Origin of the sequence: Pseudomonas fluorescens NCIMB 11764, from assembly GCF_000293885.2 — a bacterium.
Taxonomy (GTDB): domain Bacteria; phylum Pseudomonadota; class Gammaproteobacteria; order Pseudomonadales; family Pseudomonadaceae; genus Aquipseudomonas; species Aquipseudomonas fluorescens_B.
Genome location: NZ_CP010945.1, coordinates 4,057,621 through 4,084,559 on the forward strand (window position 1 = coordinate 4,057,621; position 26,939 = coordinate 4,084,559).

Annotated in this window: 23 protein-coding genes; 16 read left to right on the forward strand and 7 right to left on the reverse strand. The window is 57.3% G+C overall.

The genetic code is table 11. From position 1 onward, the window contains the following. Positions 1-8: 8 nt before the first annotated feature. Entirely contained in the window at positions 9-1,370 is a 1,362-nt protein-coding gene (locus B723_RS18730; protein WP_017339265.1) for a cache domain-containing protein, read from the reverse strand. Between the two features lie 440 nt (positions 1,371-1,810). On the opposite strand from B723_RS18730, the gene B723_RS18735 reads away from it, so the two are divergent. Together B723_RS18735 and B723_RS18740 are read left to right on the forward strand one after the other, a co-directional pair. Continuing rightward, positions 1,811-3,868 (forward strand): carbon starvation CstA family protein, encoded by a 2,058-nt coding sequence (locus B723_RS18735; protein ID WP_017339264.1) that lies wholly within the window; start codon positions 1,811-1,813, stop codon positions 3,866-3,868. 15 nt (positions 3,869-3,883) lie between these two features. Beyond that, positions 3,884-4,081, forward strand: a complete 198-nt coding sequence (locus tag B723_RS18740) for a YbdD/YjiX family protein (protein WP_017339263.1) — start codon at positions 3,884-3,886, stop codon at positions 4,079-4,081. A 139-nt stretch (positions 4,082-4,220) separates the two neighbouring features. Here B723_RS18740 and B723_RS33695 read toward each other — a convergent pair whose 3' ends face one another. Beyond that, a complete protein-coding gene (locus B723_RS33695) occupies positions 4,221-4,652 on the reverse strand; it encodes a hypothetical protein (RefSeq protein ID WP_017339262.1) in 432 nt (143 codons plus the stop codon). 168 nt (positions 4,653-4,820) lie between these two features. Continuing rightward, positions 4,821-5,180 carry a DUF6555 family protein gene (locus tag B723_RS33990; RefSeq protein WP_338012303.1) on the reverse strand — a complete coding sequence of 120 codons (360 nt, stop codon included), beginning with the start codon at positions 5,178-5,180 and terminating at the stop codon, positions 4,821-4,823. A gap of 51 nt (positions 5,181-5,231) precedes the next feature. Here B723_RS33990 and B723_RS18755 point away from each other — a divergent pair, with 51 nt between their 5' ends. Next, positions 5,232-5,627 carry a hypothetical protein gene (locus tag B723_RS18755; RefSeq protein WP_017339260.1) on the forward strand — a complete coding sequence of 132 codons (396 nt, stop codon included), beginning with the start codon at positions 5,232-5,234 and terminating at the stop codon, positions 5,625-5,627. Positions 5,628-5,777: 150 nt separating this feature from the next. Next, positions 5,778-7,778 (forward strand): peptidase U32 family protein, encoded by a 2,001-nt coding sequence (locus B723_RS18760; protein WP_017339259.1) that lies wholly within the window; start codon positions 5,778-5,780, stop codon positions 7,776-7,778. A 75-nt stretch (positions 7,779-7,853) separates the two neighbouring features. Here the strand turns inward: B723_RS18760 and B723_RS18765 are convergent, their stop codons facing one another. Continuing rightward, the gene (locus B723_RS18765; RefSeq protein WP_031318983.1) at positions 7,854-9,533 is read right to left on the reverse strand and encodes a methyl-accepting chemotaxis protein; all 1,680 of its coding nucleotides are present in this window, start codon (positions 9,531-9,533) and stop codon (positions 7,854-7,856) included. 424 nt (positions 9,534-9,957) lie between these two features. Between B723_RS18765 and B723_RS18770 the strand changes: the two genes are divergently transcribed. From B723_RS18770 to B723_RS18805, 8 genes are all read left to right on the forward strand, one after another. Continuing rightward, positions 9,958-11,169 carry an MFS transporter gene (locus B723_RS18770; RefSeq protein ID WP_031318982.1) on the forward strand — a complete coding sequence of 404 codons (1,212 nt, stop codon included), beginning with the start codon at positions 9,958-9,960 and terminating at the stop codon, positions 11,167-11,169. A 25-nt stretch (positions 11,170-11,194) separates the two neighbouring features. Further along, positions 11,195-12,112, forward strand: coding sequence for a LysR family transcriptional regulator (locus B723_RS18775; RefSeq protein ID WP_017339256.1), 918 nt, complete (start codon positions 11,195-11,197; stop codon positions 12,110-12,112). A gap of 80 nt (positions 12,113-12,192) precedes the next feature. Beyond that, on the forward strand, positions 12,193-12,900 hold the full coding sequence (locus tag B723_RS18780) for a TetR/AcrR family transcriptional regulator (RefSeq protein WP_017339255.1): 708 nt from the start codon (positions 12,193-12,195) through the stop codon (positions 12,898-12,900). A gap of 307 nt (positions 12,901-13,207) precedes the next feature. Further along, positions 13,208-13,690, forward strand: a complete 483-nt coding sequence (locus tag B723_RS18785; RefSeq protein WP_017339254.1) for a VOC family protein — start codon at positions 13,208-13,210, stop codon at positions 13,688-13,690. Further along, positions 13,687-14,907, forward strand: a complete 1,221-nt coding sequence (locus B723_RS18790; RefSeq protein WP_017339253.1) for an FAD binding domain-containing protein — start codon at positions 13,687-13,689, stop codon at positions 14,905-14,907. Before B723_RS18785 ends, B723_RS18790 begins: the two co-directional genes overlap by 4 nt. A gap of 31 nt (positions 14,908-14,938) precedes the next feature. Further along, positions 14,939-15,301: a DUF485 domain-containing protein gene (locus B723_RS18795; protein WP_017339252.1), complete on the forward strand. Its 363-nt coding sequence runs from the start codon at positions 14,939-14,941 to the stop codon at positions 15,299-15,301. Next, positions 15,298-16,953, forward strand: a complete 1,656-nt coding sequence (locus tag B723_RS18800) for a cation acetate symporter (RefSeq protein ID WP_017339251.1) — start codon at positions 15,298-15,300, stop codon at positions 16,951-16,953. Before B723_RS18795 ends, B723_RS18800 begins: the two co-directional genes overlap by 4 nt. A gap of 125 nt (positions 16,954-17,078) precedes the next feature. Continuing rightward, positions 17,079-18,416, forward strand: a complete 1,338-nt coding sequence (locus B723_RS18805) for an OprD family porin (protein ID WP_031318981.1) — start codon at positions 17,079-17,081, stop codon at positions 18,414-18,416. A gap of 233 nt (positions 18,417-18,649) precedes the next feature. Here B723_RS18805 and B723_RS18810 read toward each other — a convergent pair whose 3' ends face one another. From B723_RS18810 to B723_RS18820, 3 genes are read right to left on the reverse strand one after another with little or no spacing between them, the layout of a single operon-like run. Next, positions 18,650-20,905 (reverse strand): xanthine dehydrogenase family protein molybdopterin-binding subunit, encoded by a 2,256-nt coding sequence (locus B723_RS18810; protein WP_017339249.1) that lies wholly within the window; start codon positions 20,903-20,905, stop codon positions 18,650-18,652. Then, positions 20,902-21,366, reverse strand: a complete 465-nt coding sequence (locus tag B723_RS18815; RefSeq protein WP_017339248.1) for a (2Fe-2S)-binding protein — start codon at positions 21,364-21,366, stop codon at positions 20,902-20,904. Before B723_RS18815 ends, B723_RS18810 begins: the two co-directional genes overlap by 4 nt. After that, positions 21,363-22,637 carry a c-type cytochrome gene (locus B723_RS18820; protein ID WP_017339247.1) on the reverse strand — a complete coding sequence of 425 codons (1,275 nt, stop codon included), beginning with the start codon at positions 22,635-22,637 and terminating at the stop codon, positions 21,363-21,365. The genes B723_RS18815 and B723_RS18820 overlap by 4 nt, the downstream gene beginning before the upstream one ends. Before the next feature lie 240 nt (positions 22,638-22,877). Here B723_RS18820 and B723_RS18825 point away from each other — a divergent pair, with 240 nt between their 5' ends. From B723_RS18825 to B723_RS18840, 4 genes are all read left to right on the forward strand, one after another. Continuing rightward, a complete protein-coding gene (locus B723_RS18825) occupies positions 22,878-23,795 on the forward strand; it encodes a LysR family transcriptional regulator (protein ID WP_017339246.1) in 918 nt (305 codons plus the stop codon). 112 nt (positions 23,796-23,907) lie between these two features. Then, a complete protein-coding gene (locus B723_RS18830) occupies positions 23,908-24,552 on the forward strand; it encodes a DsbA family oxidoreductase (RefSeq protein ID WP_017339245.1) in 645 nt (214 codons plus the stop codon). A gap of 39 nt (positions 24,553-24,591) precedes the next feature. Next, a complete protein-coding gene (locus B723_RS18835) occupies positions 24,592-25,704 on the forward strand; it encodes an alkene reductase (protein WP_017339244.1) in 1,113 nt (370 codons plus the stop codon). Between the two features lie 38 nt (positions 25,705-25,742). Continuing rightward, complete coding sequence (locus B723_RS18840; protein WP_017339243.1) at positions 25,743-26,879, forward strand: FAD binding domain-containing protein; 1,137 nt, start codon at positions 25,743-25,745, stop codon at positions 26,877-26,879. Positions 26,880-26,939: the final 60 nt, after the last annotated feature.

Below are 26,939 nucleotides of genomic sequence, written 5' to 3' on the forward strand. Positions count from 1 at the left end.
TTGTCAGGTCAGCGTTTTGCGCCGGGCATTTTCATCGGCAGCAGCACGTCCAGCTCACTTCTTCCCGGCATCGAGATCAGGTCGAATCGACCGCCAAAATGCTCGACACGCTCACGGATATTGCGCAGGCCAATCCCGGCATGACGCCGTTCGACCTGGGCGACGTTGAAGCCGACACCGTCATCGACCACCGTCAGCCGTATGGATTCTTCAGACCCGTGCAGGTTGATGGAAACGTTTTTCGCCTGTGCATGGCGTTCAATATTGGTCAGGCCTTCCTGGACGATGCGGAACAGCGAGACCGCCGCGCCATCGACCAGGTGGCAGTCGAATTCGTTATCGTTGTAGGTCACCGTCAGCCCGCTGCGCTGCTCGAACTCCTCGGCAAGTTGACCGATGGCCGCGGACAGGCCCAGGGTGTCGAGCAAGGAGGAGCGCAGGTCGTGGGAGAGGCTGCGAACCTCGCCAATCGCGTCTCCCAGCCGCTCCGTGGCCTCTCTCAAAATACTCAAGCCTTTGTCCTGTCCATTCTCCAGGACATGGCTGGCCAGTTCGAACTGGAACTTGATGGAGACCAGGACCTGACTGATGCCGTCGTGCAACTCTCGGGAAACCCGCGAGCGTTCTTCTTCTTGCAAACTGACGATGCGCTGGGTCAGGCGTTGCAGTTTTTTGTCGGCCAGACGGTGTTCGCTGACATTCAGGGTCATGCCGCTGGCAAACACGAACAGCACAGCCACGAGGGCGACGGCGGCAATCGCCAGCATGGTTTTGCGAATGCCCATCGCCACTTCTTCGCGGGCCTGCTGAGTGGCGCGTTCAACGTCTTCAAGGTAGATGCCGGTGCCGAGCATCCAGCCCCAGCGATCCAGCATCACCACGTAGGCAAGTTTGTCGGTCACCTCGCCAGAGGAGGGTTTGTTCCAGGCGTAGCGCTGAAAACCTTCACCGGATTGCGCGCTCTTGAGCAAGGCCTGGATCACCGGCAGGCCGTGCGGGTCTTTCATGTCCCACAGATACTGACCCACCAGATCCGATTGCCGCGCGTGCATCAGGCTGCGACCCTCGCGGTCGTACACGAAGAAGTAGCCATTGATGCCGAAGCTGAGCTTGCGCAGTTCTTCCAGCACTTGCTGCTGGGCGCGCGCGTCACCGTGGCCGTCGTCGTACAGCGGCGCGATCAGGCTCTGGGCCATTTCCACGTAGTTTTTCAGTTCGGCGCGCTTGCTGGCCAGAATGCTGTCTTCGATCAGCTGCGCCTGTTGATCGCCCAGTTGACGGTTCAGGGAAATCACCAGCGCACAGATGACTGCGATCGCCAGCACCAGCGGCAGAATCCCGAGCGCGACGATTTTGTGTTTGAGCTGCATCTGGGCTCCTGAGGACTTTGTAGGAGCGAGCTTGCTCGCGAAGGTCGTCAATGAAAACGCGTGTTGGCTGGATTTACGCGTTGTTCTTGAGTCCATCGCGAGCAAGCTCGCTCCTACAGGGACGGCATTAGGCGAAGGCGGGCATCATATGCCAAAGAGATGCGCGTCCAGTAGCGCTGCTGGACGGAATGACCTGTGGTTGGGAAGTCAGCGAGTTGAAAACACAAACCCCTGTGGGAGCCAGCCTGCTGGCTCCCACAGGGGTATTGCATTTCAGCTGCGAGATCAGTGGTCTCTACGTAGAACTACGTAGAGACCACGTACGTAGTAACGCGGATTTATTTGTGGACGGCATGCGCGGATATTGGGCCAGCTCCGCACAGCGGACACAATTATAAAAATTACCGCCGCAGTCACTGGCTGTCGGCAGGAGACACGCTATGCCCCGTCTGGCTAAACACCTCGCCTGGTTTGCCGTGGCTGTTCTGGGAGCGTTTGCGCTGAGTGTCGTGGCCCTGCGCCGCGGCGAAGCGATCAACGCCCTCTGGATCGTAGTCGCAGCCGTCGCCATCTACCTCGTTGCTTATCGCTACTACAGCCTGTTCATCGCCAACAAGGTGATGCAACTCGACCCCAATCGAGCCACCCCCGCTGTCCTCAATAATGATGGTCTGGACTATGTACCGACCAACAAACACGTACTGTTCGGTCACCACTTCGCGGCCATCGCCGGCGCAGGTCCGCTGGTCGGTCCGGTTCTGGCGGCGCAGATGGGCTACTTGCCCGGCACGCTGTGGCTGATTGCCGGCGTGGTGCTGGCCGGTGCGGTTCAGGACTTCATGGTCCTGTTCATGTCCACCCGCCGCAACGGTCGCTCTCTGGGCGATATGGTCCGTGAGGAAATGGGCCGCATCCCCGGCACCATCGCGCTGTTTGGCTGCTTCCTGATCATGATCATCATCCTCGCGGTGCTGGCGCTGATCGTGGTCAAAGCCCTGGCCGAAAGCCCGTGGGGCATTTTCACGGTGATGGCGACCATCCCGATCGCGATGTTCATGGGCATTTACATGCGCTACATCCGTCCGGGTCGTATCGGTGAAATCTCCGTCATCGGCGTATTGCTGCTGCTCGGCTCGATCTGGCTCGGTGGGCAGATTGCTGCCGATCCGGTCTGGGCCAAGGCCTTCACTTTCACGGGCATCCAGATCACCTGGATGTTGATCGGCTACGGTTTCGTTGCTGCGGTACTGCCGGTGTGGCTGATCCTGGCACCGCGTGACTACCTCTCCACGTTCCTGAAAATCGGCACCATCATTGCGTTGGCGATCGGCATCCTGATCACCATGCCTGACCTGAAAATGCCGGCATTGACCCAATTCATCGACGGCACCGGGCCGGTATGGAAGGGCGGTCTGTTCCCGTTCCTGTTCATCACCATCGCCTGTGGCGCGGTGTCGGGTTTCCATGCGCTGATTGCTTCCGGCACCACGCCGAAGTTGCTGGCGAGTGAGGGTCATGCTCGCTACATCGGTTACGGCGGCATGCTGATGGAGTCCTTCGTGGCCATCATGGCGATGGTCGCCGCTTCGGTAATCGAGCCGGGCGTGTACTTCGCCATGAACAGCCCGGCGGCCATTGTCGGCGCCGACGCTGTGTCGGTTGCGCAGACCGTCAGCAGCTGGGGTTTCCTGATTACCCCGGAAGCCCTGCAAGCGGTGGCCAAGGACATCGGTGAAACCACCATCCTGGCCCGCGCCGGCGGTGCACCGACCCTGGCAGTCGGTATCGCGCAGATCCTGCACAACATTCTGCCGGGTGAAAACACCATGGCGTTCTGGTACCACTTCGCGATCCTGTTCGAAGCGCTGTTCATCCTGACCGCGGTGGACGCCGGCACCCGTGCCGGACGCTTCATGCTGCAGGACTTGCTCGGCTCCTTCGTGCCGGCGCTGAAGCGCACTGATTCCTGGACCGCCAACCTGATCGCCACCGCCGGTTGTGTGGCGATGTGGGGTTACCTGTTGTACCAGGGCGTGATCGATCCGCTGGGCGGCATCAACACCTTGTGGCCGCTGTTCGGTATCTCCAACCAGATGCTGGCTGGTATCGCGCTGATGTTGGCGACCGTCGTACTGATCAAAATGAAACGCCAACGCTACGTCTGGGTCACCATGCTGCCGGCGGTGTGGCTGCTGATCTGCACCGTTACCGCAGGCTTCATCAAGCTGTTCGATGCCAATCCGGCCATCGGTTTCCTCGCGCTGGCCAGGAAATACAGCGATGCACTGGCCAACGGTCAGGTGCTTGCCCCGGCCAAAAGCATCGAGCAGATGCAGCACGTGATCTACAACGCGTACACCAACGCAACGCTGACCGCGCTGTTCCTGTTCGTAGTCTTCAGCATCCTGTTCTTTGCCCTCAAGGTCGGTATCGCCGCCTGGGGTACCAAGGAACGCACGGATAAAGAAGCGCCATTCCAGGCCATACCGGACGCTTGATCGAGGATTGCGAACATGTTCAATGACCTGAGTCGCCTCGGTAAATACCTCGGTCAGGCCGCGCGCCTGATGGTCGGCATGCCCGACTACGACAACTACGTCGAGCACATGCAGAGCAAACACCCGGACAAGCCGGTGATGAGTTACGAGGTGTTCTTCCGGGAGCGCCAGGAAGCTCGTTACGGCAGCAAGGCCGGGCCGAAGTGCTGTTGACCCGGTTGTCGGCTTAACAGCAATCCCTGTGGGAGCTAGCCTGCCAGCGATGACGGCTGAACATTCAACATCATTGTTGATTGACAGTCCGCCATCGCTAGCAGGCTAGCTCCCACAGTTGTTTTGTATGCAGCAACTTTCAGGGTTTACGTTCGATAATGGTTCGCGCGGGCTCATTGCGACAAATCAGTTGATCCCGGTAATGGTCACAAATCGCTTTCAGCACATCAGCCGCGCAGGCCCCGCTTATCCTTCTATCAATGGTAAAACTCGCCACGTCTCCTTTCAGTTGAATATCCACCCCTGACACTGTCTCCAGTCGCTGTTTGATCTCCCCAAGCGTCCAGGGCTTATCCTTGAAAATAATACTGTCGGCCGGATAGTGGTTATTCAGCCACCCATAGATGCCGCCCAATACAGCGAAGCAGGTCAGCAGGCACAGCAGGGGAGGCGGCAACTTCAAGTGGACTTTGTCATAGATGATTTCCGTGAGCGCTTGCCAGAGTTTCAGGTGAAAGGACAAACCAAGGCCCACAAGCAGCAAGATCGCGGCACCGATCATCGCCACCATCAAACCCGTCCGGTCAAGGTCCGATAATTCTGCGCCCAGGCGCGGACCCCAGATAGAAAGGCATGGTATTTACCTTTATGGGGTGGGGGAAAACGTGGTGATTCGAGCGTAGCGGGCAGTTGTGATTTTTTTCTTTCTGGTCTGGAATTCGCATATCGCTAGGCGTAATTACGGCAACTCTTCCCATTTGACGTGCGTCAAACCGGACTTTTCAGCGTGTCCGCGCAGTTGCGCACCATTTTGCTGAGCCACGTCTTCCCCATACAAAAGGCCCACGCCCGCGTGCAGACACGCGTAGTACCACGCATCTTCATCGGTCATGTGTACGTCCGGCTGGACGAACATTCGGCGCGAGCCATTCAAACAGTAAGTGATTTCAAAATGCCGAGAGCGCATCAGCCATTTCTCCAGGTGATGCGGCTCCGACATTAGTGGCTTAGTGCCAGTTCCCTTTCTTTTTCGGGCTTCTTCCCGTTTCTGCCAAACGCGGAGGTTTTTTGTTCTGAAAATAAACATTCCCGTCGTCATTGCCTAAGCTTCATCTACCGCCTCCATGCCCGAGTCATCCTGAGGTGCAACATGAACCGAAAGACGCTGTACTGCTTGGTCATCGCCATTGCCTTGGGCGGTTGCGCCTCCAAGCCCGAACCCGTCATCAAGCCCGTCACCCCGACAGCCGTGGCACTTGACGATGCTCAGATCCACAGCACGCTGATCGGCCACAAACTGAACAATATCGGCAAGGCCGGATTGCCCTATTCATTGAGCTTCAATGCAGATGGCACCGAAATTTTTGCGCTTGAGGGATATCCTCCAGAAACAGAACGCTGGACAACCAAGGACGGCGTGATTTGTTTTACATCCCCCAAAATCCGCAAAGAGTGCTATCGACTGATGAAGGACAATGACGATTATTGGCTGGTGTATCCAGTTTCCGGAAAGGTGCACTATCACTACACCTTGACGCCCCAGTAGTTGAATTTCGGTTGAGGGATAAGAACGCTGGATGATTGATGGCGTATGGGCTCTATTGCCAGCGGTCATCACTCGGTAGGTCACGGGTGCCGGTCGAGTGTTTCGCCGCTACAATGCGTGCCTCGACCGTGACAAACCAGATAAAAAAACATGTCTCTACCTAAACATCACCTGGAGCTGCTCAGTCCCGCCCGTGACGTGAGCATCGCCCGCGAAGCCATCCTGCATGGTGCCGACGCCGTGTATATCGGTGGCCCAAGCTTCGGCGCCCGCCACAACGCCTGCAATGAGGTGAGTGAAATCGCCGGGCTGGTGGAATTCGCCCGTCGCTACCACGCCCGGGTGTTCACCACCCTCAACACGATCCTGCATGACAATGAACTGGAGCCGGCCCGCAAGCTGATCCACGAACTGTACGATGCCGGTGTCGATGCGTTGATCGTCCAGGACCTGGGCGTGATGGAGCTGGATATCCCGCCGATCGAGCTGCACGCCAGCACCCAGACCGACATCCGCACCCTGGCGCGAGCCAAGTTCCTTGACCAGGCGGGCTTCTCCCAACTGGTACTCGCCCGCGAGCTTAACCTGCAAGAGATTCGCGCCATCGCCGACGAGACCGACGCGGCGATCGAGTTCTTCATTCATGGCGCGCTGTGCGTGGCGTTCTCCGGCCAGTGCAATATTTCCCACGCACAGAACGGCCGTAGTGCCAACCGTGGCGACTGCTCCCAGGCCTGCCGTTTGCCGTACACCCTCAAGGACGACCAGGGCCGCGTCGTTGCCTATGAAAAACACCTGCTGTCGATGAAGGACAACAACCAGAGCGCCAACATCCGCGCGTTGGTGGAAGCCGGCGTTCGCTCGTTCAAGATCGAAGGGCGCTACAAGGACATGGGGTATGTGAAGAACATCACGGCCTACTACCGCCAGCGCCTGGACGATGTTCTCGAAGACCGTCCGGACCTGGCCCGCGCTTCAAGTGGCCGCACGGCGCACTTCTTCGTGCCCGACCCGGACAAGACCTTCCACCGTGGCAGCACCGACTACTTCGTCAGCGAGCGCAAGGTCGACATCGGCGCCTTCGATTCACCGACCTTCACCGGCTTGCCGGTGGGCGTGGTGGAGAAGGTTGGCAAGCGCGACTTGCAGGTGGTGACCTTCGAACCGTTGTCCAACGGCGATGGCCTCAATGTGCAGATCAAGCGCGAGGTGGTGGGATTCCGCGCCAATATCGCGGAGCCCAGGGGAGAGTTCGACGAAGAGGGCCAGAAGCGCTATCGCTACCGCGTCGAGCCCAACGAGATGCCGGAAGGCATGTACAAGCTGCGGCCCAACCATCCACTGAGCCGCAACCTGGACCATAACTGGCAGCAAGCCTTGCAGAAGACGTCTGCCGAACGTCGTATCGGCCTGACCTGGGTCGCACGGCTGGACGAACAGCGCCTGCAACTCACCGCCACCAGCGAGGAGGGCGTCAGCGCCAGCGTTTCCCTGGACGGCCCGTTCGGTCTGGCCAACAAGCCGGAGCAGGCCCTGGAGCAACTGCGTGACTTGCTCGGTCAACTGGGCACCACCGACTACCACGCCACCGCCATTGAACTGGATGCGCCCCAGGCGTTTTTTGTCCCCAATTCGCAGCTCAAGGCCTTGCGCCGCGAAGTGATCGAAGCATTGACCGCGGCCCGCCTGCTGGCCCACCCACGGGGAGGCCGCAAGGCCGAAACCAACCCGCCGCCGGTGTACCCGGAATCGCACCTGTCGTTCCTGGCCAACGTCTACAACCAGAAGGCCCGCGACTTCTATCACCGACATGGCGTGAAGCTGATCGACGCGGCCTTCGAGGCCCACGAGGAAACCGGCGAAGTGCCGGTGATGATCACCAAGCACTGCCTGCGTTTCTCCTTCAACCTTTGCCCCAAGCAAGCCAAAGGCGTCACCGGTGTGCGCACCAAGGTCGCGCCAATGCAACTGGTGCACGGTGACGAGGTGCTGACGCTGAAGTTCGACTGCAAGCCTTGCGAGATGCACGTCATCGGCAAGATCAAGGGACACATCCTCGATCTGCCGCAACCGGGCAGCGTCATGGAACCGATCGTCGGTCACATCAGCCCCGAAGACCTGCTCAAGACCATCCCTCGCGCGCCCCACTGAGCGTGACAGGCGAGCGTGCAGTTGTCCTGTTGCGCTCGCCTGATCGACCCGATTGCGTGTATGGCAGGCCAGAATCTAAATACGAAACTGGCCAACCAGACGACCCAGTCGACTCCCCAGATCCGTGAGACTTCTGGAGGTTTGTGCGCCATTCTTGGCGTCACCGGCGACTACGTCAGCCGCCTGTGAGATGTGACTCATACTGCGGTTTACTTCTTCGGCCACGGCGTTTTGCTCTTCGGACGCGCTGGCGATCTGAGCGTTCATGTCATTGATGGTGTCGATCAGTTGGCTGATGGCGTCCAGCGACATTCCCGCCCGGTTTGCCAGCTCCCCCGTTGTCCGGCCTGTGTCGCTGGAGCGGCCCATTGTGATCATGGCGCCTTGAGTACCTTTTTGCAGCAGGCTGATCATCCCATGGATTTCCTGAGTGCTTTTCTGCGTACGGCTGGCCAGGGCCCTGACTTCGTCAGCGACCACCGCAAAACCACGACCCGCATCGCCGGCCCGTGCTGCTTCAATGGCGGCGTTCAAAGCCAATAGATTGGTTTGCTCCGCGATAGAACGAATGACGTCAACGACACCGGCTATCGACTGTACATCCTTGTTCAGGCTGTCCAGGGACGCGCTGCTTTGGCCGATTTCCTCAATCAACGAATGAATGCTTTCGATGCTCCTGTTGACGACATCCCTTGCCTGCCCACCCACATCGCTGGTTTCCCGTGCTGCGAGCGAAGCACTTTGGGCACTGACGGAAACCTGATGCGCAGCCGTGGACATTTCATGTATGGCTGTCGCCACATGATCGGTCTCCTGGCGCTGACGATCCATGGCCTGCTCTGACCGTTGTGCCTGGGCCGACATCTCTTCGACCAGTGCAGTCAATTGCCCGGTCATCTCAGCGATCTGACGTACAAGGCTATGAATTTTTTCCACAAACAAGTTGAACGAGTGAGCCAAATCGCCCAGCTCATCGTTGCTCGAAACGGGCAAGCGGTGTGTGAGGTCGCCATCTCCAGCGGCGATGTCGTCCAGTTTCTTCTTGATGGCCAGCACAGGTCTCACAATGCTGTTGCCTAGCCAAATGCCAATCAGCGCCACGAATAGCAGCACGCAAACGGCGAGGAAAAGGATGTACGTGGTGTGCTGGCCGATTCGCTTATAGCGCTCGCTGGCGATGGCCTGCACCTGAACCTCAAGATCGTCCAGGTTCACCTGGGTACCCACGATCAGGTCCCATTTATCCAAGTAAACGGTGTAGCCGAGCTTGGGTGTAGGTTTCGGGCTGCTGGGTGTTTGCCATTGATAGCGGAAAAAATGAGTGCCCGTCCTGGCCGCTTCAACCAGCCCCCGAATGACGTATACGCCGTCGGCATCTTTGCTATCGACAAAGCTCTTGCCGATATCGGTGTTCAGATTGGCGGAGAACACGCGAACAGACGAAGAGTCGTAGCCGTAAAAGTAGTTTTGTTTATCAAAACTCAGCGTACGCAGAATCTTGACGGCCTGATCCCGAGCGTTGGAATCCCCATATCCGGAAGCGTCGTAGATCGGCTGAATCGATGCCTGGGCAATTTCCATATAGTGCTTGAGCGAAGTTTTTCGCTCATTGATCAAGAGGTCGCGCGTCTGCTCGACTTCCTCGGATGCCAGCTTTTGCAAAACCCAAAAGGTGATACCGCTGATCACTGCAGCCAGCAAAAGGCCAGGGATGATCGTCAGAAGAATGATTTTGCTGCGAAGACTTAGCATCACGATGAGTTTCACCTCACTCAAGAGATTTTATTGTTTTCCAGCCCTTTTTATTTCGGCCAAGGCTGGCTAAACGTCGCGTAAAAGGCGGGGGTGTTTTTGGGTTGAAGCCGTTGGGTCTGGAGAGACTGAAAGGTCTCCCGTCGTCAAAAAATTATTAATGATCGATCGATCAATAGTAGTCTACGCTCATCCCGAACGGCTTGTCGATGGCCGGTAAACGGCGGTGGAAGAACCTGTCGTGTCATTGACCCAAGAGGAAACGTTGACCAGGCCCGGGGTCTTTTGCGCTTGACGCAACATGACGTTGCGTCCTGCCCATATTCTCTGGAGGGGGAGTGCCGCCTATTTTGTTGACCTGACAAACATCAATGCGAGTGATCTTTCCTTGGAGAGTCACCGCTGTCGAATCTCAGGAGTTTATGGAATGGGCGCTTCTACAAGTAGTACAGCAACGACGATACAAAAAACTTCAATGACCAGAGGGCTGGTGCTTCTGTTCGCGTTTTGTTGCGGAGCCATCGTGGCCAACATCTATTACGCACAACCGATCATCAGCTTGATCGCCCCGGATATCGGCATGTCGAATGGCAGCGCGAGCTTTATTGTTTCGCTGACTCAGATTGGCTATGCACTCGGATTGTTTTTCCTGGTGCCCTTGGCGGACCTGGTAGAAAACCGCCGACTGATGATCGCGACGATCGTGATTACGATCTTCAGCCTGGTCGCCGCCGGTCTGGCCAAGCAGCCGAGCGTGTTTCTTGTCGTCTCGGCACTCATCGGTTTCAGCTCGGTCTCCGTGCAAATGCTTATCCCGTTGGCTGCGCATCTGGCTCCGGAAGAATCTCGCGGCCGGGTGGTTGGCGGGATCATGGGGGGCTTGCTGCTAGGGATTCTGCTTGCGCGGCCGCTGTCGAGCCTGGTGGCTGATCATTTCGGCTGGCGAGCCGTGTTTATCGGGGCGGCTGCCTTGATGCTCATCATCTCCATCGTGATCGCCATGACCATGCCCAAGTGGCAGCCGGCCCATCGGGCGTCGTACGGTCAACTGCTGATGTCCCTTGGGCAACTGTTTTGCCGCGAGCCGGTATTGCGTCAGCGTGCGCTTTATCAGGGGCTGATGTTTGCGGCGTTCAGTTTGTTCTGGACTGCGGTGCCGCTGGTATTGAGCCGTGAGTTTGGCCTCACGCAAAGTCAGATCGCGATGTTCTCCCTGGTTGGCGCCATCGGTGCAGTCGCCGCGCCTATAAGCGGTCGACTCGCTGATGCCGGACACACTCGACGTGCCTCACAGTTGGCCATGGTGTTGGGCGTTGTGAGCTTCCTACCGGCCTTCATCAATCCCCTTTACGGTGTGATTGGTTTGGCGGTTACCGGTATCGCGCTGGATTTTGCGGTGCAGATGAACATGGTGCTGGGCCAACGTGCCGTCTACGCCCTGGGCACGGCGAACAGAGGTCGTCTGAATGCGTTGTACATGATCAGTATCTTCATTGGCGGCGCAATCGGTTCCTCGGTGGCCAGTTCGCTTTATGAACACGCCAGCTGGTTGGCTGTTGCAGCGGTGGGTAGCGCTTTGTCACTGATCGCTCTGGTCGCCTTTTCGATGGTTTCTCGTCGAGCCGGGCAGGCTCAATGAGACTCCGCAGCAGTCAAGGAGTGTCATGGACAAGTTGCTCGCGTTGAAGATGTTCGTCCAGGCTGTGGACTCGAAGGGCTTTTCTTCTGCCGCTCGGCAGTTGGGCCTGGCGACGTCTTCCGTGACCCGGATGATCGATGGGCTGGAGGCGGAACTGGGGGCGGTTTTGCTTAACCGCTCCACGCGTCAGATATCGTTGTCAGATGCCGGGGCCGCCTACTACTTGAAAGCGCGGGAGGTATTGAGCGCAGTAGCCGAAGCGGATGCTTCAGTGACTGACCGTGGGGAAGTGCCCGCAGGGCATCTTCGTATTTCCGTCCCGGTGGCGTTTGGACGTCGTCTGATTGCGCCTCATATCGCCTCGTTTTTGAAGCGTTACCCGCAACTCGTGCTGGACATGACGCTGTCTGACGACATTGTCGAATTGCTGGGCGAGCGCGTCGATCTGTCGATCCGATTGGGCTCGGCAGCAGCGATGGATGGTGTCGTCAGTCGTCCCGTCGGCCATTTCAGACGTCGGGTGGTTGCCAATGCTGAGTACCTGAAGACCCATGGCTTCCCTGAACATCCCATGGACCTCTTGCGGCATGAATGCATGCGCTTCAGTTACGGCCCAAAGCAACAGGTCTGGACTTTCCTGAACGACGGTGAAGAGACTCGGGTACCCGTGGAGGGGCGCTTTAAGAGCAACAATGCGGAGGTTTTGCGGGAGGTCGCGCTGGCGGGCGGCGGGGTGGCTTTGTTACCTGACTGGCTCGTCGATGATGATATTGGGGGTGGTCAATTGACGTCGTTGTTCGAGTCATTTGTTGTCAATCCTAACGATGCGAGTTCGGCCATCTCTGCGCTGTATCTCCCCAATCATCGTGGCTCCCGGCGCGTCAATGCGTTTATCGATTTCATCAGCGAATTGCTGGGGCCTGAAGGCTTGTCGCAGAGCTGATTGCGCCTGATAAATCGGGTTCATAGCCAGCGCATTCTTTTGTTTTGTATGATGCCTCGATGAAGCTCTAGTGAGGCGTTATGCAAGACTCAAAAAATGTGGACGAGAAAGAGCCTGGAAAATCAGCCGACTCCGAAGGCCTCGTCAAGTCGACGACTCGACGCCTTTCGCCAGAGGTCAGGGAAAAGCAGATTGTGCAGAAAGCCATCGAGCATTTTGCAACGTGCGGATTCTCGGGGAGTACCCGTGAGCTGGCGCGACAACTTGACGTTACCCAACCCTTGCTCTATCGATATTTTCCTAGCAAAGAGGCCTTGATAGACCGTGTCTACGAGGAGGTCTATCAGTGGGATACCGAGTGGGAGGCGATCATCAAGGATCGTTCGGAACCCCTGCAGCCTCGCCTGGTTCGTTTCTATACTTCATACGCAAGCGTGATTCTGCGGCGAGAATGGATTCGTATCTTCGTATTCGCCGGGCTGACACGTGAAGGCATCAACGATCGGTATCTGGCTAAATTGCGTGAGCGCGTCTTCATTCCTGTCATTGCAGAAATTCGCCATGCTCATGGATTGGCGCCGTCCTCAGGTGAAACGATCAATGAAAAAGAGCTTGAGCTGATCTGGAGTTTGCATGCCAGCATTTTCTATATCGGCGTGCGCAAATGGATTTACGATCTTCCAGTGACTGAGGACATTGATGCGCAGATCGAGCAGATGGTCGATGCGTTCCTTAACGGCAGTCCCCACGTTCTGCAGCAACTCGATAACGACCTCGGCGAGAATTGATCGGCTTCGGTCCGAGTGAATTGTTCCCCTTTTCCTGCCCCCTGATCTCCTGCTTCGACCCTCTTTTTTGTCGACCGCTCATCACCTGTTTCAGCCTTCAGCTGAGCGGGTGGCGAGGGTCGTTATCGCGTCTGTTTGCCCTGCAAAAGCCCTTTCCCAACGCCTGAAGCGTGTTCTCTTTCAGCGACGCCGCGACGTCGTTCCGGTCAGTCCTGCGAAAATTTGATCCTCCAGCTATTGCCTTCAATTTCGTCAGGTCGTATTGTTTATCAAGTGATAAATAAATACAAAAACAGTTGGAGGCACCATGCACGTCCTGAAGCTCGCTCATTACTCGATCCGGTCGTTCGACCTGGAGAGGTCCAGTCGATTCTATGAAAGGGTGCTCGGTTTCAAGCCTGGCTACCGGCCGCCGTTCGATTTTCCTGGCGTCTGGTTGTACATGGGAGGGGATGAGGAAGACTTTGGCACCGTCCACATCATCGGGATTGATCCCTCCAACCCCGAAGGTCTGAAGAAGTACCTTGGTGACAAGAACATCCCGCTGACCGGCACTGGGACCGTCGACCACATTGCGTTTCTGGTAACCGGCCTGGTTGAGTTCTGGAACGTCTTCAAGACCGAGGGCATTGCCTGGCGTGATCGCACCGTTCCGAGCCTCGGCCTGCATCAGGTGTTCATCGAAGACCCGTCTGGCGTCACCATCGAGCTCAACTTCCCGGCCTCCGAAATTGAAGCAGTCGGTTCTTACACCGCCCATGCGGCAGCGACTGCGGGAGTACGCTCATGATCGATTCATTGAACAAACCCCGCGCCATTGTCGTGGGCGGCTCGCTGGGTGGTCTGTTTGCAGCCAATATGCTGTTGCGCAAAGGTTGGGATGTCGAGGTCTTCGAACGCGTTCCGGATGAGCTTGCCGGGCGTGGCGCAGGCATCGTTACACACCCTGAATTGTTTGAAGCGATGGCCGCAGCGGGAATTCCCCTCGATGCATCCGTAGGTATCGATGTGCGTTCACGGGTCACGCTGGCCCAGGACGGTGATGTCGTACTTGAGAACGTGCTCCCACAGACGTTGACCGCCTGGGGGAAGATGTATCAGGTGCTTCGCGCCGCATTTCCGGACTCGCTGTATCGCTGCGGTGGTAGCGTCGTCTCCGTTGAAAGCACTGAAACTCATGCCAGCGTCACATTGGCTGATGGTACGACTCACCAGGCAGACGTCGTTATCGCGGCGGATGGATTTCGTTCGACGATTCGCCAGCATTTTTTACCTGACGTGCACCTGCAATATGCCGGCTATATCGCCTGGCGTGGGTTAGTGGATGAAAGTGTCCTGTCTGACTCTGCCCACGCAGCCCTGTTCGATAAATTCGCGTTTTGCTTGCCTCCGCACGAACAGATCCTGGGGTATCCCGTTGCGGGGCATTCCAACAGCACCCGTGTCGGGGAGCGTCGTTATAACTTTGTGTGGTACCGCACCAGCGACGATGACGATTTGCGCGATTTGCTGAGGGATGAAAGCGGCAAGCAATTTGAAGGCGGTATCCCTCCGGCGCTGATACGCCGTGACGTGCTCGACACTATGTACGAATCCGCAGAAACCTTACTTGCCCCGCAGTTTGCGGAAGTCGTAAAGAAAGCGGCTCAGCCGTTATTCCAACCGATTTACGATCTGGAAGTACCGAAAATGAATTTCGGACGTGTCGCTTTACTGGGCGACGCGGCATTTGTGGCGCGTCCCCATTGCGGGATGGGTGTTACCAAGGCGGCCGGTGATGCCTTGGCAATCGTCGAAGCACTTGAGCGACATGCATCCGTGGAAGAGGCATTGGCGGACTACAGCGAGCAACGCTGTCGTTTCGGGGCATCGATTGTTCAACATGCCAGGCATCTTGGTGCCTACATGCAGGCGCAACTGAAGAGTGAAGAAGAGCGCGAAATGGCTGAGTTATACCGGACTCCAGAAGCCGTGATGCGTGAGACCGCAGTGCCGGTGAAGTTTTAATTCAGCCACACGCCCTTTGCAGGAGACAACCATGGAACATGCATATCCGCGAGACGGTGGCCCGGCCATGTCCGCTAATCAGGTTGATGACACACTTCAAAACCCGATTCTCGAAAATCCGCAGTTTCGTGCGCTGGTAAAGCAGCGACGAATATTTTCGTGGAGCATGACGGCGCTTATGCTGGCGGTCTATTTCGGCTTCATTCTTTCTCTGGCCTTTATACCTGCCCGTTTGGGTACACCTATCGTCGAAGGGCAACCGATGACCTGGGGTGTGCCGATTGGCTTTGGAATGCTCGCCTTCACGATTGTTCTTGTTGCTGTCTATGTATGGCGCACTAACACCTGCTACGACCCTGAAATAAAAACAATCATCAGGAGCTTCAACAAATGAAGCGTCTACTCATTGCAATCTCCGCCGTCCTTGCTTCGGTAGCGGTCTATGCGGCCGATGTCCCTGCCGCCGCACAAAAACATAATCCGATTGCCATCGGCATGTTTTTAGCGTTTGTCATTTTCACTCTGTTTGTCACGCGATGGGCTGCACGTAAAAACAATAGCGTTGCCGATCACTATGCAGCAGGTGGAAAAATTACCGGTTTCCAAAATGGTTGGGCAATCGCTGGAGACTACATGTCTGCGGCGTCTTTGCTGGGCATCTCCGCGTTGGTTTTTACCAGTGGTTTTGATGGGCTGATCTACTCGATCGGGTTCCTTGCCAGCTGGCCGATCATTCTGTTCCTGATTGCAGAGCCATTGCGAAACCTGGGGCGTTACACCCTGGCGGACGTACTGTCCTATCGGCTGAAACAACGACCCATACGTGCTTTTTCGGCGTCCAGTTCGATCGTTATCGTTCTGCTTTACCTGGTTTCTCAGCTGGTAGGCGCCGGAAAACTGGTGGAGTTACTGTTCGGCTTCGATTACACCGCGGCAGTACTTCTCGTGGGTACGCTGATGGTTATCTATGTGTTCTTTGGCGGGATGCTGGCGACCACCTGGATTCAGATCATCAAGGCAGTCTTGCTGCTGACCGGCTGTGTCTTCATGGCGTTCATGGTGTTATCCGAATTCGGATTCAGCCTGAACCAGCTGTTCACGCAAGCGACCGAGGTTCATCCCTCCCATGTAGCAATCATGAGCCCAGGCGGTCTGATTACCGACCCGGTGTCTGCCATTTCCCTGGGACTGGCATTAGTCTTCGGCACGGCAGGTCTTCCACACATTCTCATGCGGTTCTTCACCGTCGGTAACGTCAAGGCTGCGCGCCAAAGTATTCTTTATGCCACGGGTCTTGTCGGCATAGGGTACGCACTGATCGTCATTATCGGCTTCGGCACCATCGCCCTGGTTGCCAGTAATCCTGCCTATCACGATGCATCGGGCGCAATAGTGGGCGGCGTGAATATGGTTGCGATACACCTCGCACACAACGTCGGCGGAAATGTCTTCCTGGGGTTCATGTGTGCAGTATCGTTCTCGACGATATTGGCAGTCGTGGCGGGGTTGACCCTTGCCGGCTCTTCTGCGGTTTCTCATGATCTCTATGCGCATGCCTTGCGCCGTGGCACCGCCACTGACCGTGAAGAAATGCGTGTCTCTCGTGTGACGACCATCGTTTTAGGGGTGTTGTCGATTCTCCTGGCGATTGCTTTTGAAAAACAGAACATCGCCTTTATTGTGAGCCTGACGTTCTCCATCGCCGCCAGTTCCAATTTCCCAGTGCTGTTGTTGTCGATTTACTGGAAGGGCCTGACGACACGCGGCGCTGTGATTGGCGGATCGCTGGGGCTGGTATCGGCAATCACCCTGTGCATTCTCAGTCCGACGGTTTGGGTCAAGATCCTGCATCATCAGCAAGCCTGGTTCCCGTATGAATACCCGGCCCTGTTCTCAATGGCTGTCGCATTTATCGGCATTTTCTGGTTCTCCATCACCGATCGTTCCGCCAGTGCTGTCAGTGAGCGCAATCGATTTGAAAATCAGTTGGTGGATTCTGAATTGGGGACGCCGGCGACATGGAAGGCGCAGTTGAACGCTGATTAATTCGGATTATTAATATTCACATTAAATAGTTGCTGCATGAACGTGCAGGACTTGTGAATAACTACGCCTGAAAAACACTGAAAAGTTTGTAAAAAAACAATAAATCTCAACTTGGGTGCGAACCAATGAAGTGTACTTTGACTGTTGCAGCAGCCCTGTGTGTATTGGCGCAGCAAGCCCATGCGGCGGGCTTCATCGAAGATAGTAAAGCTGCGCTCAAACTGCGTAACTTCTATATCAATAGCGATTACCGAGACTCAGCAACACCCGCTCAGAAAGCAGCCAACCAGAGTTATCAAGCGGAGTGGGGCCAGGCCTTTCAGCTCGAATTCATCTCGGGTTACACCCCGGGGCCGGTAGGTTTCGGAGTGGATGCGTTGGGCATGCTGGGCGTCAAGCTGGATTCAAGCGCCGGCAAGCATGGCAATCCGACGGGCACGAACTACGGTGGCATCGTGTTTCCGAGTGACGGCGATCATGCGGTTGACGATGTCTCCAACCTGGGCCTGACCGGTAAAATGAAAATATCCAAGACCGAGCTGAAGCTTGGAACGCTGGTGCCGAAACTGCCGGTGATCTTCAGCAATGACGGACGTTTGTTGCCGCAAACCTGGCAAGGGACCCAAGTGACTTCGGCAGATATCAAAGACCTGACCTTGGTGGGTGGGCAAATTGATAAGGTGAAGGGACGCAACTCCAGTAACAACGAAAACATGTCCATCGCCGGTGCTAATAATGCTGTTACCGGTCGTTTCAGTAATAAGTTCATCTACGCGGGTGGCGATTACAAACTGACTAAAGATCTGACCTTGCAGTACTATTACGGCAATCTGGAAGATTTTTACACGCAGAACTTTCTCGGGCTCATTCACAACTGGGCGATAGGTCCTGGCGTACTGACCAGTGATCTTCGCTACTTTAATAGTAAAAGTGATGGTGCAAACGGCCATGATCCTGCGTATTTCACGACAGGTTACTACGGCGGTAATACCTTGAAGGGTGAAGTCGACAATAATTTGTACAGTGGGTTATTTACCTATGCGGTTGCGGGTCACACCTTTGGCGCAGGTTATGAAGTAAGTAATGGTAAAAGTGACTTTCCGTATTTAAACCAGGGTGACGGCCCGACCACCTATACCATCACGGAGATGCAGGTTCAGAAATTCGTACGTGCAGGCGAGAGGTCATGGCAAGCCCGTTACTCTTATGACTTTGCAACACTGGGCTTGCCAGGTGCGACGGCGGGTGTTGTGTATGTTAAAGGCGATGGTATCGATACCGTTGCCTCCAGCAATTCCAGTGAATGGGAGCGCGATATTACGCTGGCCTACGTCGTGCAATCGGGCCCCCTCAAAGGTTTGGGTGTCATGTGGAAAAATGCAATGGTGCGAAACAATATCCCGAACACCCGCCAGCAAGATGAGAACCGCGTGATTATAAATTACCAATTGGCATTGTTTTAATGAATCAGGTTGCTCACTTCAGAGCGGTGATGTCCGGAACTTTAAAACTCGGCGGGCCCGTGCGGTTTATGGCTGGCTGCCGCAACTGACAGGCAGCACTTTAACGAGTGTTGCGTGTACATGTCGTTCTCTTCCAACGGCGTGTTTTATTGAAGAGCAACATTTCCCTTGATGGGGGTAGGGCGGTGCAAGTGATCCTTGACCGCCCTTTTTTTATTCTGAAGCTGGATAGATCATGATCCCAGTGCATCCTGCCAGCCACGTCGTGCCAGCGGCAGATCCAGCAAGCGCTTGCCGGTGGCATCACTGATTGCATTGCCCAACGCCGCAGCCATGGGACCCTGGACGATTTCCGCAGCACCAAGAAAAGGCTGGTTCGGCTGATCAATCATGTGGACCTCGACCCGTTGCGGCAACTCGGGGAAACGCATGATCGGATATCCGCTCCAGTCGAAGCTGTGCATGCCAGTGGCGTCATAGAGGATGCTTTCATAGAGCGTCCAGCTGGCGGACTGCACGATGCCGCCCTGGATCTGATTGAGCAGCCCATCGGGGCTGACAATTTGCCCCACATCGACGGCGGTGACGACGCGATCAATCGTTATCTGCCCGGTCTGGCGCTGCACATGCAACTGCACGGCGATCGCACAGTAGCCCATGATGTTTTTATAGCGGGCGAAGGCGAAGCCGATCCCGCTGCCGGGGCCGGTTGCTTTTTGCGGCCAGCGGAACTCACTGGCCACGCGCTCCACCACCGCGCGAGCTCGCGGATCGGTCAAGTGATTCAAGCGAAACTGCACCGGATCCACGCTGGCCTGCGCCGCCAGTTCATCGACGGTGCTCTCGATGGCGAACACGTTGATATGGGCACCGAGCGAACGCATGGCCGAGGTCCTGAATGGCATGGTCAGAACGAAGTTCAGATCGACCTTCAGGTTGGGTATCTCATACAACGGAACCGCGTTACGGTCGCCGTCGCCCTCGGGTTGGGCAATCGGGATCGAAGGGGCAGGGGTGAAGGGGCTTGCCAGGAGCCAGGCCGGCAACAGGCGCCCGGCATTGACGATGCGTTCGTTGTGCGGCGTACTCCAGAGCTCGTATTTCCAGTCCCGAAGGCGCCCGCTGCTGTCCAGTCCCGCTTCCACTTCGGCAAGCATCGCCGAGCTGTAGGGCTCCCAGAGATTTTCCTGTTCGCGCATCCATTGCACCCGAATCGGCTTGCCCGGTAGGGCCATGGCGATCAGCGCAGCATCGGCGGCGGCGTCATCCGCGCCGTTGTGGCCATAGCAACCGGAGCCTTCGGTGTGGATGCAACGCACCTGAGTCGCTGGCAAGCCGACCATTTCGGCGATGCCCGCGCGCAAAGGATAGACACCTTGAGTGTGGGTCCAGACGGTCAGTGTTCCGTCTTTGAACCAGGCCACCGCGCAGGACGGTCCGATGGAACCGTGCATAAGGTACTGTTTGGTCACCCGTGCCTTGTAGGCACGCGGTGCAGGTTGCGCGAGGTTTCCTTTGGCGCTCACCGGGTAGCGCCGCGCTGGCAACTCGGTAAGGAGTTGATGGATGTGTGTCGAGTCGGGCAGCGGATTCCCTTCTGTCCAGCGGGCAGTGGCGTAGCCCTCGCGCATGGCTTTGACCGCCAGCCATTCATCCGTGGCGACCACGGCGAGGTAACTGCCGTTGCGGACCAGTTTCACCACGCCGGGGAGTTGCTTGACGGCGGCCTCGTCGATGTCCAGCAACTGGCTGCCGCGCCGGGGTGGACGTATCACACGGGCATGCAGCATATCCGGCAGGCGCATGTCCTGCACATACGCCGCACCGCCGCTGACCTTGGCGGGAATGTCCAGCCGAGGCAGTGACGTGCCGATCAGGGTGAAGCTGTCGGCTGGCTTGAAGGGGGAGTTGGCCGATGCAAAGCGATGCAGTTGAACCCCGACAACCGCTTGTGCGTAGGTCATGCTGCGGCCTCGCGCATCGTAGATGACTGCGTCCCGCGTGCTCAGACTGTCGACTTTCTGCTGCCATTGCCGTGCCGCGGACTCGAGCAACAGCTGACGTACCTGGGCCGCGGCATTGAAAAGCGCAGTGCCGCTGTCGACCATCGTATGGCTGCCCGCGGTGTAACCTTCATTGGGTGTCAGCGCGGTATCGGCGGTGAGAAAACGGATGAGCCCGGGTGACACTTCCAGGCGTTCGGCGGCGATCTGCAGCAGCGCAGTTTTGACGCCGGTGCCCAGCTCCACTTTGCCGGTGTAGACCGTGATGCCATCTTTCGCGTCAATGCGGATCCAGGCGTCCAGATAGGGTGTGGCCCGCAGGCTGCCCGGCAGGTCAGGAGCCAGGATTTGCGTGCCCAAGGTGTCCACTTCGGTGTCAGCGAAGGCGCGCGGAATACCGGGAAGCATCGCGAACCCCATCACCAATGCTCCGTTTATCACGAAGGCGCGGCGGCTCAGATTGACGTCTTGCTTTAAGGTTTTCATACCTTGGTTCCCTGCTCGATGACCGACTTGATCGCGGCGAGGATCCGCACATGGGTGCCGCAGCGGCACAAGTTGGGCGCCATGTGGCGACGGATCGTTTCGTCGTCCGGCTGAGGGTTGGTCTCTAACAAAGCCTGTGCCCGTACAATCATCCCCGCGATGCAATAACCGCACTGGGCCGCCTGGACGTCGATAAACGCTTTTTGCAACGGTCCCGGTTGGTCGGCGCTGCCCAGACTCTCCACGGTACGCACTGATTTTCCCGCCAGCGCACCGCACGGTGTCAGGCATGAAAAAACCGGTTTGTCGTTCACCAAGACCGTGCATGCGCCGCATTGACCCAAGCCGCAGCCGTATTTAGCGCCATTGAGCCCCACCTGGTTGCGCAAGGCATACAGCAGCGGCATGTCTTCCGGGATGTCCAGTTCATGAGTCTTGCCGTTGATGTCGAGTGTGATCACGGTTGCTGCTCCTGTGCCCGAATGCTCTTGATAGTGTTCTCCAAGTCCTTCCAGGGCCTGGTCGCGCAGCTCTCGTTGCGCAGATACCGGGCAATTGCAGCCACGTCGGCATCGTCCAGGCTATGGGCGAAGGCCGGCATGTAGTGGCTCGCAGCGGCGGTGGACATCGGAATGCCCTGCAGGATGGTCTGGATCAAATTGCGTGGCGATTCGGCCGTCACTGCCGAAGTGCTGGCCAGAGCAGGTCTTGATTCAATGACACGCATCGGTGCGGCACTGCCGTGGCAGCTTGCACAGGCACCTTCGAACAACGAGGCGCCCGCAAGCGCCACGGCATCGGGCTTGGGCTCAGAGATGCAGGGCGGCAATGGCGCCTCCGAAGAGGTTTTTTTCAGGTCGAGAATGTACTGCGCAATGGCATGGGCATCTTCTGCTGGCATCTGCGCGATGCTCAGGCTGACCGGTAACATCGGGCCTGCCGCTGCGCCATGTCCTTCGGCGACCTCGCCCGTCAGGTAGGCGACTAACTGGTCTTCATTCCAGGGATGTTCCGCCGTGGCCATTCCGCGCAGGGCAGGTGCCGTCCAGCCATCAACGACACCACCGTTGAACAGCTCGCTGCTTTTCTCCCCGCCAATCAGATTCAGCGGCGAATGGCAGGACGAGCAGTGCCCGGCGCCTTCGACCAGATAGCGTCCACGGTTCCAGAGCGCTGAGCGGTCTGGCAGTGGTTGCAGCGGCTCACCATGCAGGAACAACAGGTTCCAGAAAGACACCAGCGGACGGAAGTTCATGGGGAAAATCATGTGGTTTTCAGGGGCGGTGTATTTCACCGGATCCACGCTCATCAGGAAGGCGTAGGCATCCGCGATATCGGCATCGCTCATCTTTCGGTAATGCACATAGGGAAAGGCCGGATAGAGAAAATGGCCGTCGCGCGCGATGCCTTCGCGCATAGCCCGCTCAAAGGCGTCCAGCGACCACTCGCCGATACCGGTTTCCCGGTCCGGGGTGATGTTGGTGGTGAAGAGTGTTCCGAAGGGCGTTATCAGCGGCAAACCACCCGCCATGTAAGCACCCCCTGGTCGCGTGTGGCAGACCGCGCAGTCTCCCGCTTCGACAACGCGTCGGCCCCTGTCCATGGATTCGCGGCCTGCACTCTGATGCTGACTGGCGACGGGAATTTCCGGCCTCCACATCATCCAGAAGGCGAACCCTGTCCCCACGATGCCGATTGCCAGAATGGCACCGATGATCGTCTTGCGCTTCATCGCCTTACCTCGCCTGAGTTAACGACAGATTTTTCAATCCGCCGCTTGCGATTGGCCTACGGCGACTTCTGAAGGGTGAGCTTAGAGAGGGCGGTTGTGATGGAGTACCCCACCAAGGCGCAACGCTACTTTGCGCCAGGCGCAACGACGGCAGAATTAACAACAGTTAACTCGCGCAGTCCCAGTCGATGTCCAAAGATAGATCCTCAAGGAGCGTACCGATGACATTGAAGGAGGTTCATGGACAAGCTGCTCGCGCTGAAAATGTTCGTCCAGTCGGTCGACTCCAAGGGCTTTTCGTCTGCCGCCAGACAACTCAATCTGGCCACCTCTTCAGTGACCCGCATGATCGACAGGCTTGAGGATGACCTCGGTGCCGTGCTGCTTAATCGTACTACCCGGCAAGTCACGTTGACTGATGTCGGTGGTGCTTATTACCTGAAAACCCGGGATATCCTGAACGCCATGGCGGACGCTGACGAGTCGGTGTCGGATCGGGGAGAAGTCCCGGCAGGCGAGTTGCGTATTTCAGTGCCCGTGGCGTTTGGACACCGCCTCATCGCCCCCCACATCTGCACGCTTTTAGAGCGTTTCCCTATGCTCATCCTGGACATGACACTGTCCGACGATATCGTCGATTTGCTCGCCGAACGCATCGATCTATCGATCCGGTTGGGGTCGCCAGCGGCAATGGAAGCGGTGGTCAGTCGCCGCATCGGCAGCTTTCGACGCCGGGTCGTTGCCAGCGCGGAGTACCTGAATGCGCGAGGATTTCCCGACCAGCCCATGGGCCTTATGCAACACGACTGCATGTGCTTCAGCTATGGCACGTCGCAACAGGTCTGGACATTTGCCGATAAGGGTCAAGAGACCCGTGTCCCCGTCGATGGGCAATTCAAGAGCAACAATGCCGAGATCTTGCGTGAAGTCGTGCTGGCCGGCAGCGGGGTGGCGCTGTTGCCGGATTGGCTGGTCGACAATGACATTGACAGCGGTCGCCTGACCGCCTTGTTTGACGCATTTGTCGTCAATCCGAACAGTTCGAGTTCGGCGATCTCCGCTCTGTACCTGCCCAATCATCGCGGATCGAAACGTATCAATACGTTCATTGATTTCCTGACCGAATTACTCGGTTCAGACAGCCTTCCCGTGGGGTGATTTCCCCACCTTTGCGTTTTGCGAAACGCTGCGTTGTGCAGCCGATGGATTCTCTGACGGGGTCCGGGCACCTACCTTGGGGGTGTGAAAACATTCAACCATGGAGACCCTCATGAGTGTGCACCCATCCACTATTCACGTGACTTACGACTTCATCTGCCCTTGGTGCTGGATCGGTGAAGAGCATCTGGAACGCGCACTGGCCGCTTCGAATTTTTCAACGGATCGCCAGGTTGTTTTCCTGCCTTATCAGTTGAACCCGGACATGCCTGTTCAGGGCATGGATCGTAAAACCTATCGCTCTGGCAAATTCGGTAGCTGGGCGCGTAGCCAGGCCATGGATGCTCAGGTTACCCACGCTGGCAGGGCTGTCGGTCTTGAATTCGATTATGAGCAAATCGAAAAAACCCCCAATACCCTGGCGGGCCATCGCCTGGTATGGCGAGAACAACAGGCGGGCCGAGACGCTTCTTTGCTGGTCAAAGCCATTTTCAAGGCGTACTTCGGCGAAGGGCGGGACATCGGCGACCTCAATGTGCTCGCGGACATCGCTGCCGAAGCAGGGCTGGACCGCGAAGCAGTTGTCGACTTTCTCAACACCGATGAAGGCACTGCTGAAGTGTTGAAACTTGAAGCCATGACCAGGACATCCGGTGTGCGCTCGGTTCCGAGTATTCAGATCGCAGGCGACACGATCAGTGGCGCTCAGCCCATCGAAGTAATGATCCAGATACTGAGACGAAACCAGGCGGCTTGAGCCGTTTTTTTTCAATCCATAGCCATTCAGGAATTCATCATGCCCCATCACTTGTTCAGCCCCATCAAACTCGGCCAACTCTCCCTCGATCACCGCGTCGCCATGGCGCCGCTGACGCGCTCCCGGGCGGGCCAGCCTGGCAACGTACCGACCTCGATGAACGTCGAGTACTACCGTCAGCGGGCCAGCGCGGCGTTGATCATTACCGAGGCTACCCAGATTTCGCAGCAGGGCCAGGGGTACGCCTGGACGCCCGGCATTCATAGCGCCGAGCAGATTCAGGGCTGGAAAGCGGTCAGCGAAGCCGTGCATGCAGAAGGCGGTCGCATTTTCCTGCAGCTATGGCATGTGGGGAGGGTGTCACACCCGGTGTTTCAACCCAACGGCGGCTTGCCTGTGGCACCGACCGCGCAGCCGGTGCCGGGCAAGACGTTCATCCTGAATGAAAAGGGCGAGGGGGTTTGGGGTGATGTACCGATTCCCCAGGAACTTGATATTCCGGGCATCGAAGCGATCGTTGCCGATTACCGCAAGGCGGCTCGCAATGCGCTTCTGGCCGGTATGGACGGTGTGGAAATCCATGCAGGTAACGGCTACTTGCTCGATCAATTCATCAACAGCGCCAGCAATCAGCGCAGTGATCGCTACGGTGGAAGCATCGAAAACCGTGCGCGGCTTTTGCTTGAAGTGGTGGAGGCCGTGACCGAAGAAGTCGGTGCCGAACGCGTCGCCGTTCGCCTGACACCGATGGGGCGCTTCATGGGGATGGACGATGACACCCCGGAACAGACCTTCGGCTACATTGCCTCCCGACTCAACCACTGGAATCTCGCCTACCTGCACCTGGTGGAACCGATGATGGTCGGCACCGTGCTCGACGAAAGTAACGATCCACGCTGGGACGCCATCATCAAACAGCTACGCACTGACTTCCACGGCGTACTGATGCTGGCGGGTGGTTACACCGGCGAAACGGCCGAACAGGCCATCGCACAGGGGCGTGCCGACCTGATCGCTTTTGGTCGCCCGTTCATTGCCAACCCCGACTTGCCGGCGCGCCTGCGTGGCCGTAACGAACTCAACCTGGCGGACGGCAGCAGTTTTTTTGGCGGCGACGCCAAGGGCTACATCGACTATCCGGTGTTGGCATAACGCAACGTGGGAATCACCAGGCTACGAGGAGAAAGGTAATGAAGAGTGCAGACGTTCCGAAGGCCCTGGTCATTGGTGGTTCCCTGGGAGGGCTGTTCGCCGCCACGGCGTTGCGTGCGATTGGCTGGCACGTCGATATTTTCGAACGTTCCCCCGCGGCGATGGACAGCCGTGGCGGAGGCATTGTCCTGCAAGCGGATGTCTTGCAGCATTTTCGCTATTCGGGCATCAAACATACCCATGCGCTCGGGGTCCGGTCCCATGATCGCCTGTATCTGGATCGGGCCGGCACCGTCGTGCACAAGGAGTCGATGCCGCAAACCCAGACGTCCTGGAACACGCTGTACAACGCATTGTTCTCTGCGTTCCCTGCCGAGCACTATCACCGGGGTAAAACGCTGGTTGATCTGGTTCAAAACGAGCAACGCGTGACCGCGATGTTTGAAAATGGCAGCAGTGCCGAGGGCGACGTGTTGATCGGCGCCGATGGGGCAGGGTCGACTGTGCGAAGTCTGGTGTTGCCGGGGGCCGGGTATTCCTATTCAGGCTATGTGGTCTGGCGTGGATTAGTCGATGAAGACGGACTTCCAGACTTCGCCAAGGCACAAATCTACGAGGACTTTGTGTTTCAGCAGGACCCCGAATCGTTGATGCTGGAATACATGGTGCCGGGCCTGAACGGCTCGGTTGATCCCGGCGAGCGACGGTTCAACTGGCTCTGGTATTTGAAGGCTGCGCAGGGCGCAGAATTAGACGCTGTGCTCACCGATAACAAGGGCCATCGGCGTAGCCACTCCATTCCTCCGGGCGCCTTGGCAATGGAGCAGGAGGCTTACATCAGGAAAATGGGTGAGCAGCAGGCGAATCCGGCGTTTCGTGAACTGATTCGCCAGACCAAGGATATTTTCGTGCAGGCGATCCTTGATCTCAACGTCCCTCGAATGGTGTTTGGCCGCGTGCTGTTGACGGGTGACGCTGCTTTTGTGCCGCGCCCTCACACGGCCGGAAGCACGGCCAAGGCGGCCCGCAATGCACTGGCCCTGGCTCAAGCGATCGACGACATAGGCGACATCGACAGAGCCCTTCTGGCCTGGCAGCAACTGCAACTGGCAGAAGGCAAACGCATGGGGGACTGGGGTGTGAGCATGGGCAACCGGATCATGGGCATCAGCTGACCCGGATTGGGCATTGAGCATTTCGCTGCAGTGAGTCCCGGGGTTGAGCACAGCCATGCA